Genomic DNA, 22,257 nt, shown 5'->3' on the forward strand with positions numbered 1-22,257 from the left:
GGCGCGTCCGGCGCGTACCGCGGGCACGGTCGTCAAGGACGAGGGCGAGGGCGGCCGACAGCTCGCCGCGTACCTCGCCGAGCAGAAGTTCATCTAATCCCACCCGTACGGGCATCCAACGATCGATCAGGAGCAACGAATCATGGCTGAGATCCTGGTTCTCGTGGACCACGCCGACGGTGTGGTCCGCAAGCCGGCCCTCGAACTGCTGACCCTGGCCCGCCGGATCGGCGAGCCCTCGGCCGTCGTCCTGGGCGCCGGTCCGGCCGCCGCCGACATCGCCGCCAAGGCCGCCGAGTACGGCGCGGCCAAGGTCTACGTCGCCGACGGCGCCGAGTTCACCGACCAGCTGGTCGTCCCCAAGGTCGACGCGCTGACCCAGATCGCCAAGGCCGCCGACACCGGCGCCGTCCTGGTCACCTCCTCCGGCGAGGGCAAGGAGATCGCGGCCCGCGTCGCGCTGCGCCTGGGCTCCGGCATCATCACCGACGCCGTCGACCTGGAGGCCGGCGACGGCGGCCCGGTCGCCACCCAGTCGGTCTTCGCGGCGTCGTTCCAGGTGAAGTCCAAGGTCTCGCGCGGTGTGCCGGTCATCACCGTCAAGCCGAACGCCGTCGCCCCCGAGGCCGCCGCGGCCGCCGGCGCGGTGGAGAACGTCGCCGTCGCCTTCACCGGCAACGCCGCCACCGTCACCTCCCGCACCCCGCGCGTCTCCAGCGGCCGCCCCGAGCTGACCGAGGCCGCCATCGTGGTCTCCGGCGGCCGCGGCGTCGGTGCCGCCGAGGGCTTCGGCGTGGTCGAGGACCTCGCGGACGCGCTCGGCGCGGCCGTCGGCGCCTCGCGCGCCGCCGTCGACGCCGGCTGGTACCCGCACAGCAACCAGGTCGGCCAGACCGGCAAGCAGGTCTCCCCGCAGCTCTACGTCGCGGCGGGCATCTCCGGCGCGATCCAGCACCGGGCCGGCATGCAGACCTCGAAGACCATCGTGGCCGTCAACAAGGACCCGGAGGCCCCGATCTTCGAGCTGGTCGACTACGGCGTGGTCGGCGACCTGTTCGCCGTCCTGCCGCAGCTCACCGACGAGGTGAAGAGCCGCAAGGGCTGAGTGTGAACGCATAGCGCCGACGCGCAGCGTGGAGGGCGTGGCACCGGGTACCCGGTGCCACGCCCTCCGGCGTCTGACGGTGCCGCCGGGAGGCCTCGCCGTGGCTGCCCGGAGGGCGCCCGCCGGGGCGGGGCCGGTGGTGCGCGGCCGCCTCGGGCGGGGTCGGGGCTGGCCGTAGAGTCGGCCGCAGACCGGATATCGCAAGCGACGGTGAGGGCAGAGGGCATGACACTGTTGACGGCACTTCAGGGCGGCTTCGGGGACTCCGGTGACGCGCTGCGGATCGATGGAGGGGCGCTGTCACGCGAAGGGCTGCTCGGGGCGGCGACCGCCGTGGCCGACCGGGTGGCCGGCGCCCCCGCGCTGGCCGTGCTGGCCCGGCCCACCGCGGAGACCGTGGTCGCCGTGGTCGGCGGGCTGCTGGCCGGCGTGCCCGTGGTGCCGCTGCCGCCCGACTCCGGGCCCAAGGAGCGCGCCCACATCCTGAGGGACTCGGGCGCGGCACTGCTCGCCCACGCGGCGACGGATCCGCAGGCGCCGGACGCCGGGCTGCCGGCCCTCCCGGTCGACCTGGCGGAGCGCTCCGCCACCACGTACGCCGAGCCCGATCCGGACGCCACCGCCTTCGTGCTCTACACCTCGGGCACCACCGGCGCGCCCAAGGGGGCGGTGATCCGCCGTGCCGCCGTCGCCGCGGACCTGGACGCGCTCGCCGCCGCCTGGCAGTGGACCCCCGAGGACACCCTCGCGCACGGACTGCCGCTGTTCCACGTCCACGGCCTGGTGCTCGGCGTGCTCGGCGCCCTGCGCACCGGCAGCCGACTGGTGCACACCGGCCGCCCCACCCCGGCCGGGTACGCGGCCGCCGGGGGGAGCCTGTACTTCGGGGTGCCGACGGTCTGGTCCCGGCTGGCCGCCGACCCGGAGGCCGCCGGACGGCTGTCCGCCGCCCGGCTGCTGGTCTCCGGCAGCGCCCCGCTGCCCGTCCCCGTCTTCGAGAAGCTGGCCGCGCTGACCGGCCACGCGCCGATCGAGCGGTACGGGATGACCGAGTCGCTGATCACCGTCAGCACCCGGGCGGCGGGGGAGCGCCGCCCCGGCAGCGTCGGACTGCCGCTGGACGGGGTGCGGACCAGGCTGGTCGGCGAGGACGGCGGGCCCGTTCCGCACGACGGGGAGAGCGTCGGCGAACTCCAGGTCTCCGGGCCCACCCTGTTCACCGGCTACCTCAACCGGCCGGACGCCGACGCCGAGTGCTGGACGGCGGACGGCTGGTTCCGGACCGGGGACGTCGCGGTGATCGGGGAGGACGGCTTCCACCGGATCGTCGGCCGGGCCTCGGTCGACCTGATCAAGAGCGGCGGGTACCGGATCGGCGCCGGCGAGGTGGAGGCCGCGCTGCGCGACCACCCGTCGGTCGCGGACGCCGCCGTGGTCGGCGTGCCCGACGAGGACCTCGGGCAGGCGGTCGTGGCGTACGTCGTCCCCGACGGCCCGGTGACGGGGGAACAGCTGACGGTCTTTGTGGCGGAGCGGCTCTCCGTCCACAAGCGGCCGCGGCGGGTGGTGCTCGTGGCCGAACTGCCCAGGAACGCCATGGGGAAGGTGTTGAAGAAGCAGTTGCCGGCGGAGTCGGCGCAGGGGTGACGAGGGGTCATTCGGTGATGGTCGCTCACCTTCCGTGAACCCTTCCTTTGGCGCACTCCACTGCGCGCCGTGAGCGGACGCGTGCCTAACGTGACACGCAGGCAGAACTGAATCCCTGGGCGAGTTGCCGCGGCTTCCGGTCGCAGGACCGGAAGCCGCGGCATGTCGGCCGGGGAACGTGTGCCTTTCCCGTTCAGCGTTCCGTGGCATGACTGCGGCGCCGCCAGACCCGGCGGAGTCCGCAGGGCCTGCGGAGTCAGCAAAGGAAGACAGCAGGATGACGACCGTCAACACCGGCGCACCGAGTGCCGCCGACGACCCGACCGGGCAGACCACCGCCACCACCGACGGGCCGGCGAAGCCCGTCCGCAGCTCCCGGGCGGCGCGGGTCCGCCGGGGGATAGGCATGGTGGCCGTGATCGCGGCCGGAGCCGGCGTGATCGGCCTCGGCACCAGCGTGGGCAGTGCGGCCGCCGAGCCCGCGCCGGCCCACGCCGGCTGGGACGGTTCGCGGTACTGGTTCAAGAACAGCCAGGGCCAGTGGCGCTGGACCACGCACTACGACGTCTACCAGGCCCGGACGGGGAGTGGCTCCTCCTCGTCCACCACCGTCTCCACCGCCCCCACCTCCTCCGGGGGCATCACGCAGGGCTGGGACGGTTCGCGGTACTGGTTCAAGAACAGCCAGGGGCAGTGGCGCTGGACCACGCACTACGACGTCTACCTGGACCGGACGGGAGGTGGGTCCGGTTCCTCCTCCGGTTCGTCCGCGGGCTCCGACGCGTCGTCGGACTCGGCGCCGGCGGCCGACGGCGACGTCGAGACGGCCGTGCAGTTCGCGCTCGCCCAGCTCGGCAAGCCGTTCAAGACGGCCGGCAACGGTCCGGACGGCTACGACTGCTCGGGCCTGGTCCAGCAGTCGTTCCGGCGCGGCGGCATCGACCTGCCGCGGGTGGCGAACGACCAGTACGCGGCCACCACCCCGGTCCGTGCCAGCCAGCTGGAGCGCGGCGACCTGCTCTTCTGGTCGGACGACGGCAGCGCGCGGGGCATCCACCACGTGGCGATCTACCTCGGCAACAACCAGTACGTGGAGGCCGCCCGGCCCGGCACCAACATCCGGGTCTCGCGGATCAGCAGCGGGTACTACCCCACGCACATGGGGCGGCCCTGACCGCGTCCTCGGCTGTGCTGCGGTCCCGCACGGGGTGTCGGTCACCCTGTGCGGGACCGGCCGCGTTGTGGGGTGGGGGAGGGTACGGGGTGGTCAGGGGGTGTGCAGGCGCCGGACGTCGGCGGGGGTGGGCAGCGCGCCGCGGGCACCCAGGGCGGTGACGGCGAAGGCGCCGGCTCCCACGGCGGTGGCGACCGCCTCGGCCAGGGGGACGCCGCGGGCGAGTTCGGCGGCCAGCGCGCCGCAGAAGACGTCGCCGGCGCCGGTCGTGTCGACCACGGTCACGCGCGGGGCGGGGACACGGCTCGTCCGACCCTCGGAGCCACCCTCGGTGACGAGGGCGCCCCCGCCGCCGAGCGTGACCACGGCGCCGTCGCCGAGCGCGGCCAGGGCTTCGGCGACGGCCGTACCGGTCGGATCGGCTTCGCTGTTTGCGCAGGTCAGCTGGCGTGCCTCGACGGCGTTGGCGACGATCAGGGGGCGGCGGCCCACCAGGGTGGGGAGCGTTCCGGCCGGGGCGGCGTTGTGGACCCAGCGGGTGCCGGCGGGGAGTGCCGCGGCGGCGGCCCGGACGCAGTCCGGTGGCACCTCGCCGCTGGTGAGCAGCACGTCGGCGGGGGTCGGCCGGAGGGCGGCGAGCGCCTCGGTGACCTCCGCCGGGCTCAGGCGGGCGTTCGCGCCCGGGATGACGACGATGCTGTTCTCGCCGTGGGGGTCGACCATGACGACGGCCTGGCCGGTGGGTGCCGCCGGATCGGTGAGCACCGTGTCGGCGTCGACCCGGGCGTTCCGCAGGTCGGCGAGCGCCTCGACCCCGTCGGTGTCCGCGCCGACCTTCGCCACCAGGTGGGTGGGCGCTCCCAGGGTGGCGGCCGCGACGGCCTGATTGGCTCCCTTGCCCCCGAATCCCCGGGTGGCGGAGACGGCCAGCACGGTTTCGCCGGGGGCGGGCAGGACGGGGCAGCGCAGGATCCGGTCGGTGTTCACGGAGCCGATGGCCACGACTCGGCCTTGGTCAGTGGGGGAAGGTGGGTTCACCTCTCCTGTCTATACGGTGCGGCCCGTGCAGTGCGACGCCGGAGGCGGTGGCGGCGCTTGGTGAGGAGCACGTACCGCCCATGGGTGCGCCGGAGCGGGAACGGGGGCCGCGCGTGGGAAGTCGGCCGGTCCGACTTCCCACGCGCGCGGCTCGGCGATGTCACTCGCTGCGGGTGGGTGCGGGCCGGACTGCGGTGATGAACTGCAGGAGGCGTTCGTTGACCAGCTCGGGACGCTCCAGGTTGAGTCCGTGGCCGGCCCGCTGGACGATCTCGGCCTGGACGTCCGGGATCAGCGCGGTGACGCGCTTCAGCGCCTGGTGCGGTCGGAGGAGGGCGCTGCGGCGGCCGAGCAGGACGAGGGCGGGCAGCTGGATCGAGCCCAGTTCCTCGTCGGTGAACGGCCTGGCTGCGGGGCGGGAGTTCGGCTTGTAGGTCCGCATGCCCAGCATCAGCGGGGCGATCATCTCGGGCGGTGAGCTGAGGGCGGGGTTGGCGAGCAGGCGCCCCAGGGCGGGTCGGAGCGGGCGCGGGGCGAGCATGGCGAACAGCCCGCCGATCATGTGGGCGTAGAACCGTGCGGGGACCTTCTCGATCCCGCCCGGGTCCAGCGGTGCGATCGACGCGAGGCGCTCGGGTGCGTGGACGGCCTGGTTGAGGGCCAGCCATCCGCCGTAGGAGACGCCGACCAGGTGGACGCGCTCCAGCCCGAGTCCGGCGAGGACCTCGCCGAGCCACGCCGCGTTCTCCGCGGAGCCGGCCGCGACGGCGCGTTGCACGCTGCGGCCGGGGTCGTCGAGGGTGTCGATCGCGTAGACCGGGTGGTTCTCGCCGAGGGCGGCGACCTGCGGGTACCAGTTGGAGGCGTGGCCGGCGTGGCCGTGCAGGAGCACGACCGGTTCGCCGGTCCGGGCCCCGTAGCGGTGGACGCGGACGGTGCCGTAGGCGGTTTCGACGTCCAGTTCCTCGCGCGGGCCCGGCCACAGCTCCATGGCGCGGTCGTACGCCGCAAGGAACTTCCCGCGGGCTTCCTCGCTGACGAAACGTCCGACGCTCGTCCTGGTCATGGGTCCCCTCCTGGCACGCGAAACAGCAGGACTTGATGGTATGTTTGTACCATAAAAACGTTCGGAGGGAACCTGATGCCGAAGCTGGTGGACCATGAGGAGCGGCGGGCCCAGATCGTCGACGCCCTGCTCCGCGCGGCGGCGGACACCGGGCTGCACGCCGTCACCATGCGATCCGTCGCCATCGAGGCGGGTGTCTCGGTGCGGCTCGTGCAGTACTACTTCGACACCAAGGAGCAGCTGCTGCTCGCCGCGATGAACCGCCTGACGGCGCGCATGGGCGAGCGGGTCCGCGACCGGGTGAGGAGGGCCGGCTCCGCACCCACCCCGCGCGACATCGTCGAAGCGGTCCTGCTCGAAGCCGTGCCCACCGACGAGGAGAGCCGGATCTTCCACCTCGTCCACACCGAGTACGCGGTGCTCTCCATCACCGATCCCGCCCTCGGGGGCCAGGCGTTCCTCGCGGCGCCCGACGAGATGGAAGGGTTCCTCGCCGACCGGCTCGCAGCCGCCCAGCAGGCCGGGGACGCGGATCCGCGAATGGACGCCCGACAGGAGGCCGCCGTCCTCCTGTCCATCTCGGCCGGCCTCGGCCTGAGCGTCCTGCTCGGCCAACGCGGGGCGGACGACGCGACCGCCACCCTGCACTACCACCTCGGCCGGCTCTTCCCCGGCTCGTAGGCCTCCTCGCCGGGGCGGGTCCGCAACTCCTCACCCGGCAGGATTCGAACCTGCGCGCCCCGACGAGCAGCCGGGAGCTCTGGCCAGCCGGGCTTACGAGCCGACCGCCCCGCTCCGGGCTGTCGCCCTGGTCGACCGAGGCCAACTGCGATCCGAGGCGGGTCGCATGCGCCGATCCTGGGAAACGACCGGCGTGCTGGTCGACGGGATTTGCGGTCGAGCAGACCGGCCGCTACATCCGCCGTGCGACGCGATCCCCGCTGTCCGACCAGTCACCCGGGCTCCCCGGCGTTCCCCGGGCTCGACCGGGTGGCGCACCCGGGCAAGCCCGGAGGCCAGTGGAGAACCGGTGATGTGCCGGTCGGAGGGGAGTGCCCGGGGGATGCCGGCGCGGGAGTGCCGTCAGCCTGCGGGTGCGGGCTGCCGTGCCAAGAGCGGCCGGAACCTGCGGGGTGAGTCGAACTGCGGACCCCTACTGGGTGTCAGACCGGCGGTGTGCGAAGAGAACTCCCCCGAGCGAGCTCTCCGCCGAGCTGAGAGTCATCTGTGCCTCGACGGTGAAGCCGGCGTCGTTGAGCCGGGCTGCGACTTGGTCAGGCCGGCGGCGATGGACGTAGATCTTCATGGGGTGACCGCCGTACCCCTGCGTCTTCAACCGCGACTCATCGCCGACGTGGAAGCCGAGCAGCAGCGGGCCGCCGGGCCGCAACACCCGCCGGAAGTGCGTGAAGACCGGGCCGATCTCGTCGTCGGGGACGTGGATCAGCGAGTACCAGGCGACCAGGCCGGCCATCGAGGCGTCGGCGAGGTCGAGGTCCGTCATGGAACCGACCTCGAACCGTAGACCGGGGTGATCGCGCCGGGCCACCTCGATCATCGCGGGCGACAGGTCGATCCCGAACGTGTCCACGCCCAGCTCGCGCAGGTGGGCCGTGATCCTCCCCGACCCGCATCCCACGTCCGCAACCGGCCCGCCGCCGGTGGTCTGCACGTGATCGGCGAACAGCTTCAGGGCCGCGCGTTCGTAGGGCGTTTGGTCCAGGAGGTCGCGCACCTGGTCCGCATAGCTGGTGGCGACGGTGTCGTAGGACGTGCGGGTGTCTGCCAACCAGCCTTCGGTGTTCACAGCCTGACGCCGTAGTCCATGACCAAGGCGCGCCCACCGCGACCACGGCCCGGGAAGGCCGTCGTCCGGCGTCGGCCTCTGGGCCCGGCTCATGCCGGGAGCGGGGACACCTCACCGATCGCGGCGAGCAGTTCGAACGGGAACTCGCGATCCGCCTGGCCGATGGTCAGTGCGAGCCATCGGTCGGAGGACGGCGGCTGCCACAGCCGCATGCCGACAGCGACGTTGCACAGGAATCCGAGCGGCTCGGGAGCCGTGAACTCGGGGTCTGGATTGTCGAACCCGAGATACGGCCACAGATCGACCACCCTGGGGCTGCCCCAACGGGCGGTCAGAACGGCAGCCAGCGCATCAAGATCGGCCTCCAGCTCCTTCTCGGCCGCCTCGACGATCTCATTGCCGCGGATGCCCTATCACCTCCAGGTCATCTGTAGACCGGTCTACATATTCGATCGGGAGGCGACCCCTCGTGGTGTAGCCGGGTGACTGCGGCTTGAGCGGGGCTCCGGTGCGGCTCCGGGGTCACTGCTCGTGGGGGAGGGGGAGCCGGTCGGGACGGTGGCCTGCTCGGGTGGGGGATGGGTGGGTGGGGGTCTGATCTGGGCACATGCCGCTGTCAAGGGGCGGGGTGAGGTCCGGCGGGTGGGGGCCATGGGAAGGTATGGGGACCGGCGCGGCGGGGGTACCACCTCGGGTGGCGCTGGTTCGACTGACGGGGGCGCCGCCCGGTGCGAACGGCATCGGGGGAGTCGAGGACAGGGGACGTTGTGATCGTTTGGGTCAATGGCACGTTCGGGGCGGGCAAGACGAGTGCCTGTCGCGAGTTGGTGGAACTGCTGCCCGGGAGCATGCTGTTCGACCCCGAGCTGGTGGGGTTCGGGTTGCGCGGGATGTTGCCCGCGGACCGGTTGGCCGCGGTGTCCGACTTCCAGGACCTGCCGGCCTGGCGCAGGCTCGTCCCCGAGACGGCGGCCGCCCTGCTCGGCGAAGTCCCGGGGCCGCTGATCGTCCCGATGACCCTGCTTCGGGAGGACTACCGGGACGAGATCTTTGGTTCGCTCGCCTCCCAGGGCATCGCGGTGCATCACCTGGTCCTGGACCCTGGAGAAACGATCCTGCGCGAGCGGATAGTCCAGCGCGACGAGTGCCCGGACGATCCGGAGCGCAGTGAGAGAATCCGGCAGTGGTGCCTGGAGCACCTCCCCCGCTACCGGGCCGCCCGGCGCTGGCTCGGGCGGGACGCACGGCTGCTCGACACCGGGGGCCTCACCCCGCACGAGACGGCCGTCCGGATCGCGGAGCTGGTCCGGGACGGATCCGCCCGCTGCCCCATCGTCCAGACCCCCGACCCCACCGGTGACACCGTCGCCGCCGCGGTCCTGTTCTTCGACGAGCAGGACCGGGTGCTGCTGGTCGACCCGGTGTACAAACCGGACTGGGAGTTCCCCGGCGGGGTGGTCGAGCGCGGCGAGGCGCCCACCGACGCCGCCCTGCGGGAGACCGCCGAGGAGCTGGGCCTGCGGCTGGAGCCGACCGCGCTGCGCCTGCTCGCCGTCGACTGGGAGCCGCGGACCGGCCCGCGCCGCGGCGGCCTGAGGCTGGTCTACGACGGCGGTCTGCTGGACGCGACCGCCCGGCAGGGCCTGCTGCTCCAGCAGGAGGAGCTGCGCGGCTGGCGCTTCGTCGACCTGGACGAGGCCGCGGGGCTGCTGCCGCCCGGCCGGTACCGCCGACTGGCCGCCGCCCTGGAGGCCCGGCGGTCCGGGGAGCTGCGGTACCTGGAGGCGGGCCGTCGGGCCGCCGTCGGGCTGACCCGGGCGGCGGACGCGGCTTAGGAGCAGGCGGCGCACGGGCGCTGGACGGCGCACCGGGCACGGCCTACCGGGCGGCGGCGGCCTCGGGCGGCTGGGGCAGGATAAGGGGCATGCCCTTCACCTTCAGCCACCCGGCCGCCGTCCTGCCCCTGCTGCGCCTGGCCGGGGAGCGCGGGCCTCTGGTGGCCTCGGCGCTGGTCGCCGGCTCGATGGCGCCGGACGTGCCGTTCTTCGCCGAGTCGCTGCTGCCCGGGGCCTACGGGCACGGCGGGCTGACCCACCGTTGGTGGGCGGTCCCGACGGTGGACGTGGCGATCGCCGGTGCGCTGGTGGCCGGCTGGCACGGACTGCTGCGCGGGCCGCTGGTCGCCCTGCTCCCCGAGCGGTGGGCGGGGCCGGCCGAGGCCCTGACCGCCCCGCGCGGCGGTGGCGGCGGCGCGGCCTGGTTCGCGGCGTCCGCCGCCGTCGGCGCGGCCACCCACGTCGGGTGGGACGCCTTCACCCACGAGGGCCGGCTCGGGGTCTCGCTGCTGCCCGTCCTGGAGCACAAGGTGGCCGGGCTGCCCCTGTACACCGCCCTGCAGTACGGCAGTTCGGCACTGGCCCTGGCGGCGCTGGCCGGGTACGCCGGGCGGGTGGTCCGGGCCACCGAGCCCGTGCGGCCCGAACTGCGGCTTCCGCCCCGGGTGCGGCGGGCCGCCGTCGCGGCGCTGGGCGCGGCGACGGCGGCCGGAGTGGTGCACCGGTTGGTGCCCCTGAAGCGCAACCTGATCCCGGAGTTCTGCTTCGGGGCCGGCGCGGGCCTCGCGGTCGGCGCGGCGGCCTATGCGGTGGCCGCGCAGGTCTGGCGGCGCGGTGGCCGCCGGACCGAGGTGGCGGTGCCGGTCGGGAAGGCGGCTCAGACCGAGCGGAGCTCCGCGTAGCGGCGCAGGAACAGCGCCTCGGTCAGGGCCATCCGCTCCAGCTCCTGCGGGTCCACGCTCTCGTTGACCGCGTGGATCTGGGTGGTCGGGTCCTCGACGCCGATCAGGACGATCTCGGCCTGCGGGTAGAGCGAGCGCAGCGTGTTGCAGAGCGGGATCGAGCCGCCCTCGCCGGAGGCGACCATCGGGGTGCCGAAGGCCTGCTCCATCGCCTCGCCCATCGCCTCGTAGGCCGGTCCGGAGGTGTCCGCGCTGAACGGGGCGCCGTTGCCCTGCCGCTCGATCCGGATCCGGGCGCCGAACGGCACCTGGGCCTCCAGGTGCGCGACCAGCGCCTCCTGGGTGGCCGCGGTGTCGGTGCCCGGCGGCACCCGCAGGCTGACCAGCGCCTTGGCGGAGGCCTGGACGGAGGAGGTGGCGCCGATCACCGGCGGGGCGTCGATGCCGAGGACGGTGACGGCCGGGCGGGCCCAGAGCCGGTCGGCGACGGTGCCGGTGCCGGTGAGCTCGACGCCGTCCAGCACCTTGGCGTCGGCGCGGAACTGCTCGTCGGTGTACTGCACACCGGTCCAGCTCTGGTCGTTCACCAGCCCGGCCACCGCGACGTCCCCGTGCTCGTCGTGCAGCGAGGCCAGCACCTTGACCAGGGCCTGCAGGGCGTCCGGGGCGGCGCCGCCGAACGCGCCGGAGTGCAGGTTCCCGGCGAGCGTGGTGATCGTCACCTCGACCGTCGTCATGCCGCGCAGCGAGGCGGTGACGGTGGGCAGGCCGGGGGCGAAGTTGCCGGTGTCGCCGATGACGATCGCATCGGCGGTGAGCAGCTCGGGGTGCGCCTCGGCGTACTGCTCCAGGCCGCCGGTGCCCTGCTCCTCCGAGCCCTCCACGATGATCTTCAGGCTGACGGGGTAGGCGTCCCCGTACACCTGGCGCAGCGCCCGAAGGGCCGTCAGGTGCATCAGGATGTTGCCCTTGCAGTCGGCGGCGCCGCGGCCGTACCAGCGGCCGTCGCGCTCGGTCAGCTCGAAGGCGGGGCTCAGCCAGCCCTTCTCGTCGAGCGGCGGCTGGACGTCGTAGTGGGAGTAGAGCAGCACGGTCGGCGCGCCCTCGGGGCCGGCCAGTTCGGCGTAGACGGACTGCGTGCCGTCGGGGGTGTCCAGCAGCTGCACGTTGGTCAGGCCCTCGGCGGTGAAGGCGTCGGCGACCCAGTGGGCGGCCTTGCGGCACTCCTCGACCGGGAACTGGCGCGGGTCGGCGACCGAGGGGAAGGCGACCAGTTCGGCGAGGTCGGTGCGGGCACGGTCCATCAGGGACCGGACGGCGTCGGCCAGGGGCTGCTGTGGCATCAGGGCGCTCCGAGGGGGCTGGTTCGTCCGAGCAGGATGGTTCGGCCGAACGGGACTGCAGGGGTTGCCCACGATCATAGGCCGAGTCGAACGGGTGGACCGGGGAGTCGGCCGGGAGTTCGGGGGTGGTGCTGCGGCGGGCAGCCGGGTGGGACGCATAGGATTGCTCGACGTGACTGACTCCGGTAGCTCCGATTCCCGTAGCCCGCTCGACGCCGAGGCGTCCGGAAGCCCGTCCGAGCCGCAGGGCGGGCCGCAGCACCAGCCGCAGCCCGGGCCAGACCGGCTCGACGGTGTCTGGGACGTCGTCGTGGTCGGCGCCGGGCCGGCGGGGGCCTCGGCCGCGTACGCCGCCGCCGCGCAGGGCAGACGCGTCCTGCTCCTCGACAAGGCCGAACACCCCCGCTACAAGACCTGCGGCGGCGGCATCATCGGCCCGTCCCGGGACAGTCTGCCGCCGGACTTCCGGCTTCCCCTGCAGGACCGTGTGCATGCCGTCACCTTCGCGTACCGCGGGCGGTTCACCCGTACGCGGCGCTCGAAGCGGATGCTGTTCGGTCTGGTCAACCGGGACGAGTTCGACCTGCGCCTGGTGCAGGCGGCCAAGCAGGCGGGTGCGGTGCTGGTCACCGGAGTGACCGTCACCGGGGTGGAGCAGCAGGGCGGCGAGCACCGGACGGCCGTCGTCACCGCAGCCGACGGGCGCACCTTCGAGGCGCGCGCGGTGGTCGGCGCGGACGGCAGCGCCAGCCGGATCGGCCGGCACGTCGGGGTCTCCTTCGACCAGATCGACCTCGGCCTGGAGGCCGAGATCCCGGTGACGCCGCAGGTCGCCGCGGACTGGGCGGGCCGGATCCACCTGGACTGGGGCCCGCTGCCCGGCAGTTACGGCTGGGTGTTCCCGAAGACCGAGTCCGCGAGCCTGACCGTCGGTGTCATCTCGGCGCGCGGCGACGGCGAGCGGACCAAGCAGTACCTGGCCGACTACATCCGCCGCCTGGGCCTGTCCGGGTTCACGCCGAGCGTGGAGTCCGGGCACCTGACCCGCTGCCGGGCCGAGGACTCGCCGCTCTCCCGCGGCCGGGTGCTGGTGGCCGGCGACGCGGCCGGTCTGCTGGAACCGTGGACCCGCGAGGGCATCTCGTACGCGCTGCGATCGGGCCGGCTGGCCGGCGAGTGGGCGGTCAAGGTGGCCGAGGCGGGCAACGCCGCCGGGGTGCGGCGCGAGGCGCTGAACTACGCCTTCGCGATCAAGGCCGGGCTGGGCGTGGAGATGCGGGCCGGCAAGCAGATGCTGGCGGCCTTCGAGCGTCGGCCGTACCTGTTCCACGCCGCCGTCTGCCTGGTCGACCCGGCCTGGCGGGCCTTCGCCCGCACCACCCAGGGCCACACCACGTTCGCGCAGGTCCTGCGCCAGTACCGGGCCGCCCGCCGACTGGCGGCGATCGCCTCGCGGTAGCGGCTGCCGCGGTCTGTGGAGAGGCCCCGAACGGCTGGGTCCGGACAGGACCCAACGGCCGTTCGGGGCCTCGGTGCCGGGTGCGCCCGCGTGGTGCTCGGGCGTCTTCGGGGCGGCCGGCGGTCGCGCCCGGCGGTTCCGGGTTGTGCGGGCGGCTACTTCAGACCGGCGTCGAGCGCGGTGATCAGGGTGCCGGTCGGGGTGTCGCCGGACATCTCCCAGATCATCGAGCCGAGCAGGTTCTTCGACTTGAGGTAGGCCGTCTTCTGGGCGATCGACCAGGTGTCGTCGAAGGTCCACCACTGGCCGCCGGCGCCGGTGTAGCCGTAGGTGGCGATGGACTGGGTGTCGTGGCGGACGGTCAGGTTGGGGAAGGTGGTGATGAGGTTGTTGTACCCGCGGGTGCCGGCCTCCTCGGCGAACTGGCCGGGGGCCGCCCCGGTCGCCGACTGCCACTCGCCCGACGCGCCGCCGTCGGCGACGCCCTGCCAGCCGCGGCCGTAGAACGGGAAGCCGATGGTGAGCTTGCGCGGGTTGACCCCGGCGCCCAGGTAGGCCTGGACGGCGGCGTCCACGCTGAAGTGGAAGTTGTACGGGTCCTGGGTGTCCGCGTAGAGGTTGGCCTGGTGGCCGGTCTTGTTGGGCTCCCACGAGTTGTCGCTGCCGGCGCCGTGGAAGTCGTAGCCCTGGACGTTGGCGATGTCCAGGTAGTTGAAGATCCTGGAGAGGTCCCAGCCCTGGTTGATCTTGACCGGGTCGGCCGGGGTGAAGGCGGTCAGCAGCTTGTGCGAGCCGCCGAGGGCGTCCAGCTGCTTGCGGAACTCGGCGAGCAGGGCGGTCAGGTTGGCCTTGTCGTTGGCGCTGTAGTGGTTGCCGGCGTGGCCGTCGCCGGAGCCGGGCCACTCCCAGTCGAGGTCGATGCCGTCGAAGATGCCGGCCGCCACGCCGTCGCCGCCGGCGCCGTTGTACAGCGGCAGGTTGCCCTTGATCCAGACGTCGATGCAGGACTTGACGAGCTTCTGCCGGGAGGCGTCGGTGGCGGCGGCGTCGGAGAAGTACTTGGAGTACGTCCAGCCGCCGAGCGAGACGACCACCTTCAGGTTCGGGTACTTGGCCTTGAGCTTCTTCAACTGGTTGAGGTTGCCGCGCAGTTTGCCCCAGCCGTCGTCGGCGACGCCGTCCACGGACTGGGCGGCGCTCATCGGGCGGGCGTAGTCGGCGTCGGCGTCGCCCGCGCCGGTGCCCTGGTCCGGGTCCTGGGGGTCGGCGGTGGTGCCCTTGGTGACGCCGGCCAGGCAGGTCAGGTTGACCGGATCGATGTTCTCGAAGGCGTAGTTGATGACGTCGAGCTTGGCGGCGCTGCCCGAGGTGTCGAGGTTCTTGACGAAGTACTGGCGGCCGTAGATGCCCCACTGGGTGAAGTACCCGACCCGGGCGTACTTGCCGGCGCCGACCAGGTCGGAGGTGGTCACGGCGAGCGGCGCGGAGGCGGGCGAGGCGTTGTCGGCGCCGTCCCTGGCCTTCACGGTGAAGGTGTAGGCCGTCGACGGCGAGAGGCCGTTGACGGCCGCGGTCAGGGTGGAGCCGGTGACCGTCCGGACCAGCGCGGCGCCCTGGTAGACGTCGTAGGCGGCGACCTTGAGGTTGTCGGTGGCGGCGTTCCAGGCCAGCGTCACGTCGGAGGAACCGACCGCCGTGGTACGGAGGTTGGTGGGTGCGGTGGGCGGGACGGGGTCGGTGGCCGGGTCGAAGGTCGAGGCGGTCACCGGCGCGCTCGCCGGGCCGGCGTTGCCCCGGGTGTCCTTGGCGCGCACGGTCAGGGTGTAGGAGGTGGCGGGTGCGAGCCCGGTGACCAGCACGTCGGTGGTGGCGCTGTTGGCCACCACGGTGGAGCCGTTCAGCACCTCGTAGGAGGCGACCGGGAAGTCCCCGCCGGTGGCGGCCGACCACTTCAGGGCGAGGCTGTGCGCGGTCGAGTCGGTCACCGAAGGGGTGCCGGGCGCGGACGGCAGTACGTCCGAACTCCCGTCGCACTTGTCGCCGTTGATCCGGCAGCCGGTGGGGGCGGCGATCGGGCCGTTGGCGACGAACCAGAAGCTGTACGGCTCGGTGCTGCCGTGGGCGGGGACGTTGGCGTTGTAGAAGGCGTTGGCGGCGGTGACGTGCCGGCCGCTGACCGTCGCGGTGCCGTTGTAGCTGCTGGCGATGGTGACGCCGGCCGGCAGGTCGAACTCCAGGGTCCAGCCGGAGACGGCCGCGGCGTTGTCGTTGTGGACGATGAAGGTGCCCTTCCACCAGGAGCCGTTGTCGGCGGTGGTGAAGGCGGCGGTGAGCCTGCCGGCCGCGTCCGCCGGGGTGGCCAGCACGGTGAGTGCGGCCGGCGGCAGGAGCAGGACGGAGAGCAGCGCCAGCAGTCTGCTGCGCATGCGCGGGCGGTGGGCCCGCAGGCGGGCGGCCCTGGTACGGGCGGCCCCGGATCGAGCGGACATGGTTCTCCCTGTGACGTGGGGGTGGAACAGGGTGACGTAGAACCGTACGGGTGGTACGTGGCCGATCGGTGCCCGCGCCGCGGGGAGACGGGGGTATGGGCACTGTAGGAGGACTGGACCAATGCGTCAACAGGTCTGTACCACTGGGGAGTTGGGGGGCGGGCTCCGCGGGGATGCTTCGCGGCCTCGGCCCGGGCCTCCCGCCGCCGGCGCGGGCCGCCGCTCAGCCCCGGCGCGGGCCGCCGCTCAGCTCGTCGCCCAGCGGGCTGCGGGTGTACAGCACCGAGCGGCCGTGCCGGGCCCGGGTGACCAGGCCGGTGCTGAACAGGACCGCGAGGTGCTGGCTGACGGCGCCCGGCGTGACGCCCATGCGGTAGGCCAGGTCGGTGGTCGAGGCGGGCTCGGCGAGCAGGATGAGCAGCCGGGCCTTGGGGGCGCCGAGCAGCAGCTCCAGCGCGCGCGGCGTCACCGGAGCGGCCGGCCGGGCCATCCCGGCCTGGCCGCGGGCCGGGTAACTGATCTGCGGCGGCCGGTCGTTGCCGATCATCGTGACCGCGCCGCGGGCGAAGAAGGTCGGCGTGAGGACCAGCCCGCGACCGTCCACGGTGACGTCCTGGTCCCACTCGGTCCAGCGGCGGTTGATCGACAGGACGCCGTCCTCCCAGTGCAGCCGGGCGTCCAGGTCGGCGAAGAGCGCCGCTGCGCCGTGCTGGGCCAGCAGCCGTGCCCGGTAGACCAGGTCGGCCTCCAGCACCGCGCGGGCCCGCGGCCACCAGGCGGGGGCCAGGCAGACCTCCCAGTACTCCTCCAGGGCGTCGGTGATCCGGGCCAGCAGCCGGGCCGGGTCGGTCAGTCCGGCCGCCAGCGGGGCGGGCAGCGGGCGGCCGTGCGGGAGGAAGGTCTGCTCCAGCTCGGGGCGCAGCCGCTCCGGCGGCAGGGCGCGGACCACGGCCAGCTCGGTGCGGAAGTCCGGACCGGGGGTGCCGGGCCTGGGGGTCAGGAAGTCCGGGACCCAGCGGTTCTCGGCGACCAGCGAGCGCAGCAGTACCGAGTCGACGCGTTCGAAGGCGGGGCGCAGCCGTTCGAAGGCCGGCGCCTGCAGGGCGTAGTGGCCGGGGTGGGTCCACATCCGAAGGCTGAGCGTGGCCTCCTGGATCGGCGAGATGGCGAACGAGGTGGTGGCGAGGTCGGAGAGCCCCAGCATGAACCGGTGCATAGTGGGCGTTCCTTCCTGGAGCTTTCAGGCAGAGCCTAAATCAGTACTGCTCGGGGTCTGCGAGGCGGTGTGATCAGTGGCATGACCAGTTCACCGGCGGCCACCACCGCACCGACCCCGGACCAGCCCCCGCCCGGGGCGTCCAGGCTTCTGCACCCCGACCCGACGGTGCGTCGGCTCGCCGGGGTGACCCTCGTCAACACGGTCGGCAACGGGCTCTCGTTGGCCGTCGGGGTGCTCTTCTTCACCCGCGTCCTCGGGCTCAGCGCCACCCAGCTCGGCCTCGGGCTGACCGCCGCCGGCCTGTGCGGGGTCGCCGCCAGCGTGCCGGCCGGGCGGGCCGCCGACCGCTGGGGCGCCCGGCGGGTGCTGGTGGTGCTGGTCTCGGTGGACGCGGTGGGCACCGCGGGCTATGCGCTGGTGCACAGCTACCCGGCCTTCGTGGGGCTGGCCTGCGTGGTGGCCGCCGTCGACCGGGGCTCGGCCGCGGTGCGCGCCGCGCTCTACGCCGAGCTGCTGCCCGCCGACCGGCGGGTGGCGGGCCGGGCGTACCTGCGGGTGGTGACCAACGTCGGCATGTGCCTGGGTACCGCGGTCGGGGCGATCGCCCTCCAGTTGGACACCAGGTCGGCGTACCTGACGGCGATCCTCGCCGACGCCGTCTCCTACCTGGTGGTCGCGGTGCTCTACGCCCGGCTGCCGGTCCCGATGCGGGAGCGGGCGGCCGGGCCGGGGGCCGCGGAGGAGGCCGTCCGGCGGCGCAACCCCGCACTGCGGGACGGGCCGTTCCTGGTGGTGACGGCGCTGAACTCGCTGCTGTGCCTGCAGTTCGCGATGCTGGAGGTCGGGGTGCCGCTGTGGATCGTCAAGGAGACCGACGCGCCCCGGATCACCGTCGCCGGCACCCTGATCGTCAACACCGTGCTGGTGATCGCCCTGCAGGTCCGGGCCACCCGGGGCACCGAGGACCCGGCCACGGCCGCCCGGGTGTGTGGCCGGGCCGGGCTGATCCTCGGGGCCTCCTGCCTGGTGCTGGCCGTCGCCCACGGGCTGCCGGCCGCCGTGGCGGCCCTGGTGGTGCTCGCCGGGGTCGCCCTGCAGGCCCTCGGCGAGGTGCTGAGCCAGGCCGGCGGCTGGGCGCTCAGCTACGACCTGGCGGGCGAGCGCGATCACGGCGCCTACCAGGGCGTGTTCAACGCGGGCAGCTCGGCGGCGCTGATGATCGGGCCGGCCCTGGTCAGCACCGCCGTCATCGGGTACGGGCTGCTCGGCTGGACCGCCCTCGGCGTCCTGCTGGCCGCGGCCGGGCTGGCCATGGGCCCGACGGTGCGCTGGGCCCGCCGGCGCGGCCCCGTCCTCGCGCGGCCGGCCTAGGCCGTGTCTGACACGGCTTGGGCCGGCGGCGCGGCCGCCGCGCGGGGACGGCTGTCACGGGGGTGCGGCCGTCACGCGGGTGGAGCGTCCTGGTCCTCGGGGGTCGCGCCCTCGGGGACCAGGGCGAACGCCTCGACCTCCAGCAGGAGTTCGGGCATGAACAGCGCGGACACCTGCACCGCACTGCTGGCGGGCAGCCGGGCGGGGTCCATGACGGCGTCCCGGGCCGCGCGCACCGCGGGCAGGTGCGCGATGTCGGTGACGAAGTAGGTGAGTTTGACGACGTCCTGGAAGCCGGCGCCGGCGGCGGCCAGGCAGCGGCGCAGGTTCTCGAAGACCTGCCGGGCCTGTGCCTCGGGATCACCGGCACCGACCAGCTCGCGGTGCTCGTCCAGGGCGACCTGGCCGGAGACCATGACCAGTCGGCCGGTGCCGGTGACGACGTTGGTGTAGCCGCGGCCCGGGGAGACCCCCGGTGGTTCGGCGATATGCGTCAGGTGCCGCGCGGTAGCGGTGGAGCCGGAGGCGTCGGGGGAGCCGGTGATCGTCATGGGGCCCATCCTGACGGGTCGGGTGATCACTGCACCACCGCATTCGCGCGCGAAGCGGGCCGGGGCGCCCGGCCGTTGACGCAGGACCGGGCTCTTCGAAGCCACCGGGACCGGCGGTCGGCCTCAGCCGACGACCTCGGGCAGCTCGCGGCAGTACGGGCGGTCGGCCGGCGCCAGCGCGGCGGAACGCCGGGCGGCGCAGCCGCCGGGCCTCGGCCAGCGGCACGTACGCCACCCGCCGCCGGGTCAGCTCGAACGGCGGACCGGTCAGCCACCCGTCCGGCGGCTCCAACAGGGCCAGGCCGAGCGGCCCGCCGACCGCGTCGCCGAGCAGCGGCCCGCCGTAGGGGTGCACGGACGGCGCCTGCCCGGTCTGGTCCCCGAGGCGGTGCGGGCCGAGCAGCCCCTCCGGTACGCGCCAGGCCGCCGCGGTGTGCGCCCGCAGCCCCCGGCGGCGGCCGGCGGTGAGCAGCTGCAGCCCCGCCTCGTTGATCCGGGGTGCGAGCAGCAGCAGGGCGCCGGTGGTCATATCCCGGATGGTGCCGTGGCCGGCGACCGCCCCACCTCCGGTTTTCCGCCCCGGTGGCTCTGGCCGAGGAGCGGGTGGGCATGTCAGAGTCGTCCGGGCGCCGCCCCCAGCACCACGGGCGCCGCGCAGCAATCCGACCCACCCTCAGCCGGAAAGCAGGCCCGCACCGATGACCCGCGAAGTGCCCTTCGTCCGCGCCACCACCGCCGACGCCGTCACCACCCTGACCCTCGACTCGCCGCACAACCGCAACGCCCTCTCCACCCGGCTGATGGCCGAGCTGACCGCAGGCCTGGCGGCCGCGGCGGCCGACCCGGCGGTGCGCGCGGTGGTCCTCGGCCACACCGGCAGGGTGTTCTGCGCGGGCGCCGACCTCTCCGAGGCCACCGGCACGGACCCGACGGTCGGCCCGCGCGGCCTGGTCGACCTCCAGCGGGCCATCGTGGACTGCGCCAAGCCCGTGATCGCCGTCATCGACGGGCACGTCCGGGCCGGCGGCCTCGGGCTGGTCGGCGCGGCGGACCTCGCCCTCGCCGGACCGGCCGCCACCTTCGCGTTCACCGAGGTCCGGCTCGGCCTGGCGCCCGCCGTCATCTCGCTGCCGCTGCGCCCCAAGCTGGACCCGCGTGCCGCCTCCCGCTACTACCTGACCGGTGAGGTCTTCGACGCCGCCGAGGCCGCCCGGATCGGCCTGATCACCCAGGCCACGGACTCCGCCGAGGACACCGGCACCGCGCTGAAGGGCCTGTTGGACGCCCTGCGGCTGGGGGCGCCGCAGGGCCTGGCCGAGTCCAAGCGGCTGGCCAACGCCGAGGTGCTGCGCTCCTTCGAGCGCGACGCGGACGAGCTGGTCACCCTGTCGGCCCGGCTGTTCGGATCGGAGCAGGCGCAGGAGGGGATGCGGGCGTTCCTGGAGAAGCGGCCCGCGCCGTGGGCGGTGTGAGCCCACGGCACCAGGCCGGGTCCGACGTGATCCGAAAGAGGCCCTAGCTCCAGCGGACGACCGCCGTCTCCCGCCAGAGGTCCAGCAGCGACAGGTCGCCCTCCGCGTGGGCGCGGTCGAGCGGGAGGCGGTTCCAGAGCAGCGGGTACAGCTCGTGCGCCGGGCCGGTGAGCGTGAGCTCGGCCGGACCGTCGACGGGCTCGACGACCAGCGGGTCCGGGCTGATGGTCAGCAGCCAGGAGCCCGGCTCGTCGGTGGTCCGGACGAGTACCGTGCGCGGGCGCTCGCTGCGCACCCGGGCGTGGCTGCGGACCATGAAGCAGCGCAGCAGCTCGTCCATCCCGTCCAGGGCCAGCGCGGTGGACACCCGGGGGCCTTCGGCGCCGGCGGCCGCGTCGGCGTCGAAGCGGTGCACGGCCGTCTCGTGCGCCTGGCGGCGGGCCCAGAAGGCGAGCGGGCTCGGCGCGGGGAGGAAGCTCCAGCAGTCCAGGTCGTCCGGGGCCGCGGCGAGCGCGTCCACCAGCGCGGCGTGGCCCTCGCGGAACCAGTCGACCAGTGCCGCGTCGGAGGGCTCCGGCCCCCAGGCGGCGCGCGCGCCGCCGTCGTCGAGCGGCGCCCGGTGACCGTGTGCCACGTACGCGGTGGCCCAGCGGTGGACCTGACCGGTGTGCAGGACCAGATCGCGCAGCCGCCAGTCCGGGCAGGTGGGAACGGGGGCGGCGGGGTCGGTGCGGGCGGCGGCGTCGGCGAGCAGGCCGCCCTCGCGGCGCAGTGCCTCGATGTGCTCGGAGATCATCATGATCGGTGAGTCTGGCACCGATCGCGGTTTTCGGACACGGGTGTTGTGCGGCACCCCGCGCGGGCGGTCCCGTAGGCCCGGACGGCCGTGCTCCGGCCGGGATCCGGCGGTGCTCCGGCGAGGCTCCGGCCGGGCCGCCGGGGGGATGTGATGTTGGCCGCCTCACCGGCCGGCGGCGGTCTACGGGCCGGTAACGTGAGCGCATGCCGATCACCCGTACCCTGTTCCCCTCCGCCCGGGCCGGTGGCCGACGCGCCATGGGCCGCCTCGTCCACCGGGGTTGGCGGTGGGTGCAGCGGGTCGGCTCGGTGTCCAACGAGAACCCCGGCCCGTACCGGTTCGCGGAGCTGGGCGACGGGACGAAGCTGGCGTTCCCGCTCGGCGCCGTCTTCAACGAGCAGTGGATCACCATCGGCCCGTTCTCGATCATCGGCGAGCGCGTCACCATCAGCGCGGGCTTCCTGCCCGGCCTCGACCTCGGGCCCGACCCGATAGTCCGGATCGGCGGCGGCTGCGTGATCGGCCGGGACAGCCACATCGTCGGCCACCAGTCGATCGTGCTCGGCGACGACGTCTGGACCGGCCCCGGCGTCTACATATCCGACCAGGCCCACGAGTACCGGGCCACCGACCTGCCGATCGGCAAGCAGTGGCCGCGCAACGAGCCGATCGAGATCGGCGCGGGCAGCTGGATCGGCACCGGCGCGGTGATCCTCCCCGGCGCCCGGCTCGGCCGCAACGTGGTGGTCGCGGCCGGCTCGGTGGTCCGCGGTGAGGTGCCCGACCACAGCGTGGTCGCCGGGGCGCCGGCGAAGGTCGTCCGCCGCTGGACCGAGGCCGAGGGCTGGCAGCCGCCGCTGCGCCACGAGCCGCCGATGCCGATACCGGACGGTGTCACCGCCGAGCAGCTGCGCGCCCTGGTCGGCTGGGACCTGCGGCTGCCGGGCGAGGAGTCCTGAGAACCGTCACGGTCCGCAGGC

At 73.9% G+C, this 22,257-nt stretch carries 19 protein-coding genes and 1 pseudogene; 11 read left to right on the forward strand and 9 right to left on the reverse strand.

Annotated features, from left to right (window positions below):
* From ACGFZP_RS36815 to ACGFZP_RS36830, 4 genes and pseudogenes are all read left to right on the forward strand, one after another.
* Nucleotides 1-97 (forward strand): annotated as a pseudogene (locus ACGFZP_RS36815) (electron transfer flavoprotein subunit beta); the annotation flags it as partial.
* Nucleotides 98-142: 45 nt separating this feature from the next.
* Nucleotides 143-1,105: an electron transfer flavoprotein subunit alpha/FixB family protein gene (locus ACGFZP_RS36820; RefSeq protein WP_392941212.1), complete on the forward strand. Its 963-nt coding sequence runs from the start codon at nt 143-145 to the stop codon at nt 1,103-1,105.
* 225 nt (nt 1,106-1,330) lie between these two features.
* Entirely contained in the window at nt 1,331-2,752 is a 1,422-nt protein-coding gene (locus ACGFZP_RS36825) for an acyl-CoA synthetase (RefSeq protein ID WP_392941213.1), read from the forward strand.
* 277 nt (nt 2,753-3,029) lie between these two features.
* Nucleotides 3,030-3,926, forward strand: a complete 897-nt coding sequence (locus tag ACGFZP_RS36830) for a C40 family peptidase (protein ID WP_392941215.1) — start codon at nt 3,030-3,032, stop codon at nt 3,924-3,926.
* Between the two features lie 93 nt (nt 3,927-4,019).
* Here the strand turns inward: ACGFZP_RS36830 and ACGFZP_RS36835 are convergent, their stop codons facing one another.
* Both ACGFZP_RS36835 and ACGFZP_RS36840 read right to left on the reverse strand, forming a co-directional pair.
* On the reverse strand, nt 4,020-4,928 hold the full coding sequence (locus ACGFZP_RS36835) for a ribokinase (protein WP_392941216.1): 909 nt from the start codon (nt 4,926-4,928) through the stop codon (nt 4,020-4,022).
* A gap of 196 nt (nt 4,929-5,124) precedes the next feature.
* Nucleotides 5,125-6,030: an alpha/beta fold hydrolase gene (locus tag ACGFZP_RS36840; RefSeq protein WP_392941217.1), complete on the reverse strand. Its 906-nt coding sequence runs from the start codon at nt 6,028-6,030 to the stop codon at nt 5,125-5,127.
* Between the two features lie 75 nt (nt 6,031-6,105).
* On the opposite strand from ACGFZP_RS36840, the gene ACGFZP_RS36845 reads away from it, so the two are divergent.
* Nucleotides 6,106-6,711: a TetR/AcrR family transcriptional regulator gene (locus ACGFZP_RS36845; RefSeq protein WP_392941219.1), complete on the forward strand. Its 606-nt coding sequence runs from the start codon at nt 6,106-6,108 to the stop codon at nt 6,709-6,711.
* Between the two features lie 472 nt (nt 6,712-7,183).
* Here ACGFZP_RS36845 and ACGFZP_RS36850 read toward each other — a convergent pair whose 3' ends face one another.
* Together ACGFZP_RS36850 and ACGFZP_RS36855 are read right to left on the reverse strand one after the other, a co-directional pair.
* Entirely contained in the window at nt 7,184-7,837 is a 654-nt protein-coding gene (locus tag ACGFZP_RS36850; RefSeq protein ID WP_392941220.1) for a class I SAM-dependent DNA methyltransferase, read from the reverse strand.
* A gap of 89 nt (nt 7,838-7,926) precedes the next feature.
* On the reverse strand, nt 7,927-8,145 hold the full coding sequence (locus tag ACGFZP_RS36855) for a hypothetical protein (RefSeq protein WP_392941221.1): 219 nt from the start codon (nt 8,143-8,145) through the stop codon (nt 7,927-7,929).
* Nucleotides 8,146-8,604: 459 nt separating this feature from the next.
* On the opposite strand from ACGFZP_RS36855, the gene ACGFZP_RS36860 reads away from it, so the two are divergent.
* Both ACGFZP_RS36860 and ACGFZP_RS36865 read left to right on the forward strand, forming a co-directional pair.
* Nucleotides 8,605-9,672 carry an NUDIX domain-containing protein gene (locus tag ACGFZP_RS36860; protein WP_392941223.1) on the forward strand — a complete coding sequence of 356 codons (1,068 nt, stop codon included), beginning with the start codon at nt 8,605-8,607 and terminating at the stop codon, nt 9,670-9,672.
* Between the two features lie 89 nt (nt 9,673-9,761).
* Complete coding sequence (locus ACGFZP_RS36865; protein WP_392941224.1) at nt 9,762-10,574, forward strand: DUF4184 family protein; 813 nt, start codon at nt 9,762-9,764, stop codon at nt 10,572-10,574.
* On the opposite strand, the gene ACGFZP_RS36870 is transcribed toward ACGFZP_RS36865, so the two are convergent.
* Entirely contained in the window at nt 10,550-11,917 is a 1,368-nt protein-coding gene (locus tag ACGFZP_RS36870; RefSeq protein WP_392941226.1) for a dipeptidase, read from the reverse strand. The two genes, ACGFZP_RS36865 and ACGFZP_RS36870, sit on opposite strands and share 25 nt — an antisense overlap.
* A 172-nt stretch (nt 11,918-12,089) precedes the next feature.
* Between ACGFZP_RS36870 and ACGFZP_RS36875 the strand changes: the two genes are divergently transcribed.
* Nucleotides 12,090-13,376: a geranylgeranyl reductase family protein gene (locus ACGFZP_RS36875; RefSeq protein ID WP_392941227.1), complete on the forward strand. Its 1,287-nt coding sequence runs from the start codon at nt 12,090-12,092 to the stop codon at nt 13,374-13,376.
* A gap of 155 nt (nt 13,377-13,531) precedes the next feature.
* Here ACGFZP_RS36875 and ACGFZP_RS36880 read toward each other — a convergent pair whose 3' ends face one another.
* Both ACGFZP_RS36880 and ACGFZP_RS36885 read right to left on the reverse strand, forming a co-directional pair.
* Complete coding sequence (locus tag ACGFZP_RS36880) at nt 13,532-15,802, reverse strand: glycosyl hydrolase family 18 protein (protein WP_392941297.1); 2,271 nt, start codon at nt 15,800-15,802, stop codon at nt 13,532-13,534.
* A 286-nt stretch (nt 15,803-16,088) separates the two neighbouring features.
* Nucleotides 16,089-17,081 (reverse strand): ArsR/SmtB family transcription factor, encoded by a 993-nt coding sequence (locus ACGFZP_RS36885; protein ID WP_392941229.1) that lies wholly within the window; start codon nt 17,079-17,081, stop codon nt 16,089-16,091.
* A gap of 81 nt (nt 17,082-17,162) precedes the next feature.
* Between ACGFZP_RS36885 and ACGFZP_RS36890 the strand changes: the two genes are divergently transcribed.
* The gene (locus ACGFZP_RS36890) at nt 17,163-18,455 is read left to right on the forward strand and encodes an MFS transporter (protein ID WP_392941230.1); all 1,293 of its coding nucleotides are present in this window, start codon (nt 17,163-17,165) and stop codon (nt 18,453-18,455) included.
* A gap of 71 nt (nt 18,456-18,526) precedes the next feature.
* On the opposite strand, the gene ACGFZP_RS36895 is transcribed toward ACGFZP_RS36890, so the two are convergent.
* Nucleotides 18,527-19,006 (reverse strand): RidA family protein, encoded by a 480-nt coding sequence (locus ACGFZP_RS36895; RefSeq protein ID WP_392941231.1) that lies wholly within the window; start codon nt 19,004-19,006, stop codon nt 18,527-18,529.
* 698 nt (nt 19,007-19,704) lie between these two features.
* Here ACGFZP_RS36895 and ACGFZP_RS36900 point away from each other — a divergent pair.
* Nucleotides 19,705-20,478 (forward strand): enoyl-CoA hydratase family protein, encoded by a 774-nt coding sequence (locus tag ACGFZP_RS36900; RefSeq protein ID WP_392941233.1) that lies wholly within the window; start codon nt 19,705-19,707, stop codon nt 20,476-20,478.
* 43 nt (nt 20,479-20,521) lie between these two features.
* Here the strand turns inward: ACGFZP_RS36900 and ACGFZP_RS36905 are convergent, their stop codons facing one another.
* Nucleotides 20,522-21,277: a maleylpyruvate isomerase family mycothiol-dependent enzyme gene (locus ACGFZP_RS36905; RefSeq protein WP_392941234.1), complete on the reverse strand. Its 756-nt coding sequence runs from the start codon at nt 21,275-21,277 to the stop codon at nt 20,522-20,524.
* Between the two features lie 203 nt (nt 21,278-21,480).
* Between ACGFZP_RS36905 and ACGFZP_RS36910 the strand changes: the two genes are divergently transcribed.
* Complete coding sequence (locus ACGFZP_RS36910) at nt 21,481-22,236, forward strand: acyltransferase (protein ID WP_392941236.1); 756 nt, start codon at nt 21,481-21,483, stop codon at nt 22,234-22,236.
* Nucleotides 22,237-22,257: the final 21 nt, after the last annotated feature.

Source organism: Kitasatospora sp. NPDC048239 (assembly GCF_043202015.1).
In the GTDB taxonomy this organism is placed as follows: domain Bacteria; phylum Actinomycetota; class Actinomycetes; order Streptomycetales; family Streptomycetaceae; genus Kitasatospora.